Consider the following 7,551-nt stretch of genomic DNA (forward strand, 5'->3'; position numbering starts at 1 on the left):
GAGCGGCAAAGGACAAGCGAGATCGGGAGCACGTTTATGAAATATCCGGGCTAAGGCACGTGAAAATATTTTGCGCCACCCTCTGGGCTGAAAAATGGTTAAGCAAAATATTTTTCACGGCAAAGGTGATTAAGAACCAGCATTAGCGCTTTGTGTACTTGCTATTTACATAAATCAAAGAGATTTGATAAAAGCCACCAGAGCCTTGCGTTCACCCACATTCATCTTTAACACATTGCCCCGGGATTGTTTGGCTTCGCCACCATGCCAGAGGATCGCTTCCATTAAGCTTCTGGCTCGACCATCATGAAGAAAGCCTGTTCTTCGATCCAAAAGCTGGGTATGGCCAATACCCCAGAGCGCCGGTGTGCGCCATTCTCGCCCTGTGGCCAGAAACTCAGGGCGTCCATCAGCAAGCCCTTCCCCCATATCATGCAGAAGAAAGTCACTGTAAGGCCAGATCAGTTGATTAGCCTGCTCTTGCTCAATAACCGTCATGGCGGTTTGGGATTGAACATCCATGGAAGCCGTTTTGAAACTGGGTTGATGACAGCCCGCACAGCCGGCTTCATTAAATAATTTCTTACCCTTTAACACTTCTGGCTTTTTGGCATTGGTTCGAACAGGAACACCCACATGACGGCTGTAAAATACCACTTTGTCCAGGACAAAGTCAGACACATCGGGCGCCACACCCTTTGGGGCCGCCAGACAATCCTTTTGCCGCCCGGTGCAGGATTCATCCGGTAACAGGCTAGTGGTCAGCCCCATATCCCCATTGAATGCCGCAGCCGACTGCTGTCGCAGGGTTGGAACCCCTGCTTTCCAACCAAATCGGCCAATGGAGGTTCTTTGCTTCTGGATATCCCAGACCCGGTTGGCTCTGCCTGAAATACCGTCGGCATCTTGATCTTCAGGATCTTCATTGGCCAGCAGACTTTTCTCGGAAATGGCTTCCAGCAGGCCAATACCAATCATGGACGGCGTAATCCGCATGGATACCAGGGTATTGTCAGCCAAGGGACCATAGCCAAGATTCTCCATGGTGAATATTGGTTTGCGAAGCTCAACCTGATGACCATCGGCAAAGGCTACCTTGAAATATTCAAAGGTAACCCTGACACTGCCTTCAGGCCTCACACCCTCAATGGCATTAACCTGCAGCTGTCCACCATAGGTAGGTTCAGGAATCACCCCTGATTTTTTCAGGCGTTTCTTCTGCTCATCGGTCATTGCGGGAATGCTGAGCCGAACCAGAACCGATGCATCGGTAACCTCACCATCTTCTGGGGCATGCCCTCTTCGATCATGAATATGACAATTGCCGCAGCTGGTGGTATGAAACAGAGGCCCTAACCCATCCGAAGCCAAATCCTCACCGGATTCTGGCTGCCAACCCTGGCGGAACAGCGCATTGCCTTTATGAAAGTTTAAACGGTTAAATACCGGCATATTAGCTGAAGGCTTGGCAATGGTATTAAACCCCGTAACCAAAACAGAAGCAGTGCCACCGGGCATATCTTCCCCGGGCTGGAACTGTTCATACGCGGGCCGCTTCTTATGTTCAGAAAAATCACAGCCCACCAGCAAAAACAGTAGACTCAGGACGCTAATCAAGAGGTTATTAGTCATGATCATCCTTGAAATCAATCCTTCATAACAGTTTCTGCCAGAAAATATCGGGACAGTAGCACGATGAACGTGCTTTAAATAGAGGCTTTGTTCACGGGTTATTTTTTTTATTAGTCATGCTGGTAATCGGCAAAAGTCTGACAATGACCAATAATTCGGGCAGGACAATTTACCAATTGGGACACAAGATCAGTTCAGAGAGTCGGAGATCATGGCACTGAACACACCGCAAACCATGACTACCAGACCAATACCTGCACCTGAGGTGAATGAAGACCATAAAGAAGCCTGTTCAATCGTATAATAATAAGTCGCCCCAGCCAGCAGCCAGGCCCACCAGAATCCCAAAGAGGCTATGGCCGTGAACTTGAAACCGTTTGAAATCATCGTTCTCATCGTCTGCTACCCCAAGTCATAGCAAGTCATAGATAGTGCAGCGGCCATCTTATGCCGCTAAGGGGCAGAGGGGCATCAGGGTTTTACGAAGTGCAATCAGTGTATCTACCTTTGCGGGTACTTTCAGTTTGTTCGGGTGCGTTTTGTTGCGAGCCAGTAGTACCAATTTATAGTTTTTCACAGGTTATAGCTTTTCACCGGTTATAGCTTTTCACCGGTGGCCAGCTTTGGCTGTTTGCCAGAAAGCCCCATGGCGTACTTCATAACCTGATTGAGCGCGGGTGACAGCTTGCCAGCCAGAGTCAGGCCGAGATTTCGCAGCAGCTGCAGCGGCTTACTCTGATTACTGAAGGTATGGTAAAAAGCATCCATCGTGTTCATCATCAAGGCATTATCGCTTCGCCTGGCTTTTTCATAACGGGCGAGAACCTTCGTGCTTCCGAGGTTTTCACCAGCCCTTGCGGCATCCACCAGAATTTCAATCAGCCAGGCGGCATCCTGCAAACCCAAGTTTACCCCCTGCCCTGCCAGCGGGTTTATCGTGTGGGCTGCATCGCCAGCCAGAACGACACCCTGGCGGAAATACTCAGTAACATGGCGCCGGGCAATGGGGAAGGCAGCACGCTCGTGAAGCTGAATCACGTCGGGCAGTTCCGCAGGGAACGAGGATTTCAGCACTTTAATGAAGGCCTCTTTGGACAGTGCCAGCAGTTCTCTAACTTGCTCCGGATGGTTATACCAGACAATCGATCCGTAACTTCTACCGTTAATGTCCGGCAGTGGCAAAAAGGCCTCGGGGCCTGTCGGGGTAAAGGCTTGCCAGGTCATATCCTGACAGCCGCCGACAATTTCAACGGTCCCTACCAGGCATTGTTGCTCATAATCCCGTTGTTCCATGGCCAGCCCGGCAGCCTGGCGAACCTGTGAATCGGCACCGTCGGCTCCCACTAACAGATCACCGGAAAAGCGACGACCATCGGCTAACTCAATCATAAGGTGCGCCGAAGCAGTATGAAGGGTTTGAATACTGACCGGACAGAAAAAAGAGACGGATGGACAGGATTTGATGACCTCTGACAGACCTGACTGAGTCACCCGGTTTTCAACAATAAAACCCAGCTGCGAGTGATTAATCTTTCTGGCGTCAAACATCACCCGGTTTGCTCTTGAGTCTATCTCTTTGCCAAAGGGGGAATGCAGTTTTTCCCAAACCGCCATGCGACGATAGGGCGTCATACGGCTGGACTGCATATATGGCCACGCGCCCAGTTGGCGAAGAATTTCCTCCGATGCGGTGCTGAGGGCAGATACTCGCAGTTCAGGTAAAGCGTCTGCAGGTAATGGGGATGGCTCACAGTGGTCGAATATGGCAACCCTTATTCCCTGTTGGCCAAGGCCACAGGCAATGGCGGCACCCACCATCCCGCCACCGACAATCAGTACATCGTAGTGTTGCGGGTCATCACTATGCCCGCAAGCATCTATTCTTTTCATAAGCAAGCATTATGTAAATGTCATAAACCCGTGCAGCAGCGTACACCATCTATCCGGTAATTCCCGATCTTTTCACCGGGAATGGAATTCGGCAAAGGGTGTTGTGAGTGGAGGTAGACGGCAGTGTGGCGATGACCTTCACTCATCGGCTTGGCCATCATTAAACTCTTTGGTATTTCTCTCAGAAATTTTTTTCTTTTTGCGCTTGTTTTTTTTACGGGCTTTACGCATGTCCAGTGATTTATCCTCACCCTGTCTTGAGCCTGAGCGGTCAATGTAAGATTTGTGGTCCGTCGGCAAAGCGTCGGTACTGCTTTCATTGTTATCCAGGCTGTCGCCATTGCCCTGGCCGTAGTCAAGATGGGGAGAGGATGATGAATCAATTTTGTAACCGGAACTCACAATCTGGCCTCCTTACTCAATGAGTTTCTATAAGTTTATACAACGAAATAGCGCAACTCTGTTCCTTTATGACTAAAGATTGAATCTGCCATGGCCTTATGAGAAATGGAAGCCTGTTTTTCCACCATAACAGCGTCAATAATCTTACCCGGTGCCTTGGTCAGGCTGGATAGACGGAGATTAACCAGGGCGGCCTCTACGGCGGTCATTCCCGGGTTGAAGGCTACGTTTTCAGCATATCTACCAGAAATTATATCTTCATTATCTATAAAAAGAGCGATGCCTGAGTGACAGCCGGAATAAGGCGCATAGCTCCGGCGGGCAGCTTCTGTTGCGGCATTGACCAGCTTGTCTGCAGGGGCCGGGCTCTCCAGGCAAAGCAACGATGGGCTCATCAACCGAGAGTCTTGTTTCAGGTCTGCGGGGCCAAAGGCGTCTGGCAGCAGGGTTGAGATGCTATAGTGCCGCTGTTGATCACTATCGAGCCGACTGATCAGAATATCCATCTGATCGATCCCATTTAGTTCGTTCATGAACTGTCGGCAGTGCCCACAGGGGGCTTCATTGACCACCAGACGGCGCAGGCGGGTTTCTCCCCGGTGCCATGCATTGCTGATCGCCGCCTGCTCAGCGTGAATGGCCATTTTCAGAGGCTGCCCGGCTATTTCAAGGTTGGCACCCAGATAGACAGGCCCCTGGCCTTGTGCGCGAAAGCCCTCAACAATGGCCCCTACGGAAAAATGTGAAATCGGGCAGGTGCTCATAGCGGCAGCGAGAGGAAGCAGAGCTTTGAGAAGATCTTCCGATGGCAACTCCATCAAGCCCTGAAGCTCATTCACTTGTTCTGGCTCAAGACAGCCCTGCTGGTGAATCAACTGTTGCAGGATATTCGCAGCATTAGCCGGGAACTGAGCCAGTTGATCCTGAAAAGCCCTGTGATTCATAGCGTTACTCCCGTCACAAGTTTCAAGGCTGCTTTGTACTACGGAAAAGGGGTAACTTCCATTGCTCCTTTCAATGGCTTAAGGGGATATAGATTTGACAGTTCACTCAGCTGTCACAACAACGTGATCGCACTTTAGCTAAAGTTAATCGAGGATTAATTAAAAAAGGATTTAGTTATGACCTTCAGTACCAACAAAATAAACACTCCCGGGAATGTCCCCACAAAAACCCCTGAACTTGAAGGCGAATCTCCCGAAAAATCCGGCAAAATCGGCAAAGAGGGTAGTTGGAATGGGAGAACAATAAATGAGACCTCCAGTCAACAGCATGTTCCGAGAGCCGGTGGAGCGGTTCAAAGTGATAAAAGCCGCTGGGCCATTACCAAAGCACTCTCCGGGGTCGCCAGCAGCATCAATAACAGAATGTGCGGTCAGTCCGCCAGGGCGGCAGACATCTCCAAGGTATTGAAGGAAAATGATGTCGAGGGTTTTACCAAACATCTTGAGGCGTTGAAGGATGAAGTGTTAGCACATAATAGAAGATGTGTGGAAAATAATAGGCAATCAGAATTAAAGTTGTTGCAGGAACCCATACAGCAACTGTCAGTCAACAATAAGCCCCTGCTTTATGCCCTGGCAGAATCCGGCAGTCCCGAGATGATTACCGCGCTGTGCACCGCCGATAAAATCGCTCCCAGAAGTTTCTATACGGTCCCGGTATTTCAGGATGCTGCCTTGGGCGACTATGTCAAAGATAATCTCCACAAGGGCGAGTTAAATGAGGCAGGCTGGTGGTGTCATTCAGGTACACCCGTTCATTATGCGTTAAGCTCCGGCAACTATGAGGCGGCAAAAGCCTTTTTGCAACACGGCGGTAGCCTCATTGGTTGCGAAGATATCCTGAGAAAGATACCCCGGGATGTCAGGGATCAATTAGGGGAGGCTCTTTTGGTTCATAAGAGAGTGCTTATGCAACAATTAGGGGGTATGGAAAAGGTTATAAACCGTATGGAGATCGAGCAAGCAATGGCAAAAACGGGCGATGTGCTTATTTATACGGCGGAAGAGGATTTAAAAGGTATGGGATTTGAGAAAAAAATGCCAGAAGATGCTGTTATTCAGGATACTGAAACTGTCGGTAGCAAAGATAGGGACTATGTTATTATGCGGGACCCTGAAACGGTCTTCAGCCAAGATAGACTTGACCTCACCACACTCGGAGTATTGGTGGCACAAATTGATGATGATCGCCGACTGCTTCAGTCTCTGGCTAAATGACCGACGTGAGTTATAGCGTCTTAAGCCCCTTCGGGGGAGGTCTTCCCCTCCATCCTTTTTGCTTTTGTTCCTCCTGCACCCGCAGAGTTGTGCAGGTGGGTTCGCTTGCTGCGTGGCACATGTCCCAAGATAATGCATTACCTTCAGGTTGCCGTCTCACAGACTGTATTAATGGGGAACAACGCTGATTGCGTCATCAATGGCGGTTGGGGAAACTTCATCACCCTGTTGATGGTCAAACTGAATAACCCATTTCTGTGGAAACATCTTGTGAAAACAGCCGTGAATAAAAAGGTAAAGCCCATTGTTATTTTCGATTCCGGTGTTGGTGGCCTGAGTATCTATCAGGAAATAAAGCAGGCTTTACCTGATGCTCCGGTGGTTTACTGTTCTGATACCCGGGGCTTTCCCTATGGTCCAAAGCCCGAACAGGAAGTGATTGAGCGTACCAGCCTCTGCCTGAATGCATTAGCCGAACAGTTTGATCCCTCGCTTGCTGTTATAGCCTGTAATACTGCCAGCACCATCTCACTGCCCAGGGTACGCGCAGAGCTGGATTTCCCCGTTGTGGGTGTGGTGCCAGCCATCAAGACGGCCAGTGAGTACTCAAAAAACCGATGCATCGGGCTTCTGGCGACTCCCGGCACCATTGCCCGCGGCTATACCGATCAGCTGATTGATGATTTTGCCGCGGACTGTCAGGTGCTTCGAGTGGGTTCCAGCGAATTGGTGCAGATGGCTGAACAGTACCTTCGGGGGGAGCCGGTTTCAGAGCACAGTCTACACCGGATTCTTGGCCCTTTTCTTGGCGCAGAACCGGTGCCGGATGTAGTCGTCCTTGGCTGTACCCACTTCCCTTTACTGAGAACGGTGTTGCAACAGGTATCTGCCGACATTCAATGGATCGACTCCGGCTCTGCTATTGCCCGCCGGGTTGTCAGCCTGTTGGACCCGACCGGATTTGATGCGAAGTCCGGTGATCTCTTTATGCACACAGGGCTGGATGATCAGGTCAGTGCTCTGGTTCCAGCGTTGCAGAAAATGGGATTTGTTGCTGTGAGAAATTTACCGGTTGGGTCAAAGTTGATAAAGGGTGATTGTGGCGAGAACGTTGACAGTGGCTCAAAAATTCTACCTTCATAACAAGGGACATTTGAAATACTGTGGCAAGCCCCTGACTGCTTACAGAGTTCGCTGAACCATCGATAATCCAGCCACAGGTTTCGGGAACTTCCGCTGCTTTTTATTGTCCAATCGGGTAATTACTCAATCACCAATACAGGTACAAATATGGAAGGTATCAGAGGTAATGTCAGCGATCAGTCGTTCAAATGTACTATCTGTCAGGGGGACGATGGCGGCACCACAAACGAATTTGCTGGCAGGTTGCAAGTCAAAACATCGT

7 protein-coding genes are annotated in these 7,551 nt (G+C 49.9%); 2 read left to right on the forward strand and 5 right to left on the reverse strand.

The window, feature by feature from the left end; genetic code table 11:
* Positions 1-174 precede the first annotated feature (174 nt).
* The 5 genes from KDK14_RS13420 to cdd form a co-directional block, all read right to left on the reverse strand.
* On the reverse strand, positions 175-1,632 hold the full coding sequence (locus KDK14_RS13420) for a di-heme oxidoredictase family protein (protein ID WP_257265667.1): 1,458 nt from the start codon (positions 1,630-1,632) through the stop codon (positions 175-177).
* A gap of 189 nt (positions 1,633-1,821) precedes the next feature.
* Positions 1,822-2,019, reverse strand: a complete 198-nt coding sequence (locus KDK14_RS13425) for a hypothetical protein (RefSeq protein WP_257265668.1) — start codon at positions 2,017-2,019, stop codon at positions 1,822-1,824.
* 210 nt (positions 2,020-2,229) lie between these two features.
* Entirely contained in the window at positions 2,230-3,522 is a 1,293-nt protein-coding gene (locus KDK14_RS13430) for an FAD-dependent monooxygenase (protein ID WP_257265669.1), read from the reverse strand.
* 138 nt (positions 3,523-3,660) lie between these two features.
* The gene (locus tag KDK14_RS13435; RefSeq protein WP_257265670.1) at positions 3,661-3,924 is read right to left on the reverse strand and encodes a hypothetical protein; all 264 of its coding nucleotides are present in this window, start codon (positions 3,922-3,924) and stop codon (positions 3,661-3,663) included.
* 35 nt (positions 3,925-3,959) lie between these two features.
* Positions 3,960-4,868, reverse strand: coding sequence for a cytidine deaminase (gene cdd, locus KDK14_RS13440; RefSeq protein ID WP_257265671.1), 909 nt, complete (start codon positions 4,866-4,868; stop codon positions 3,960-3,962).
* 177 nt (positions 4,869-5,045) lie between these two features.
* On the opposite strand from cdd, the gene KDK14_RS13445 reads away from it, so the two are divergent.
* A complete protein-coding gene (locus KDK14_RS13445; protein WP_257265672.1) occupies positions 5,046-6,146 on the forward strand; it encodes an ankyrin repeat domain-containing protein in 1,101 nt (366 codons plus the stop codon).
* A gap of 171 nt (positions 6,147-6,317) precedes the next feature.
* Complete coding sequence (murI, locus tag KDK14_RS13450) at positions 6,318-7,289, forward strand: glutamate racemase (protein ID WP_257265673.1); 972 nt, start codon at positions 6,318-6,320, stop codon at positions 7,287-7,289.
* Positions 7,290-7,551 lie beyond the last annotated feature (262 nt).

This window comes from Endozoicomonas sp. ONNA2 (assembly GCF_024606365.1).
Lineage (GTDB): Bacteria > Pseudomonadota > Gammaproteobacteria > Pseudomonadales > Endozoicomonadaceae > Endozoicomonas.

What these genes read in the sequence shown, in the direction of transcription:
- KDK14_RS13420 (WP_257265667.1), bottom strand. Translation starts at nt 1,632, where the DNA reads ATGACTAATAACCTCTTGATTAGCGTCCTGAGTCTACTGTTTTTGCTG.
- KDK14_RS13425 (WP_257265668.1), bottom strand. Translation starts at nt 2,019, where the DNA reads ATGATTTCAAACGGTTTCAAGTTCACGGCCATAGCCTCTTTGGGATTC.
- KDK14_RS13430 (WP_257265669.1), bottom strand. Translation starts at nt 3,522, where the DNA reads ATGAAAAGAATAGATGCTTGCGGGCATAGTGATGACCCGCAACACTAC.
- cdd (WP_257265671.1), bottom strand. Translation starts at nt 4,868, where the DNA reads ATGAATCACAGGGCTTTTCAGGATCAACTGGCTCAGTTCCCGGCTAAT.
- KDK14_RS13445 (WP_257265672.1), top strand. Translation starts at nt 5,046, where the DNA reads ATGACCTTCAGTACCAACAAAATAAACACTCCCGGGAATGTCCCCACA.
- murI (WP_257265673.1), top strand. Translation starts at nt 6,318, where the DNA reads ATGGGGAACAACGCTGATTGCGTCATCAATGGCGGTTGGGGAAACTTC.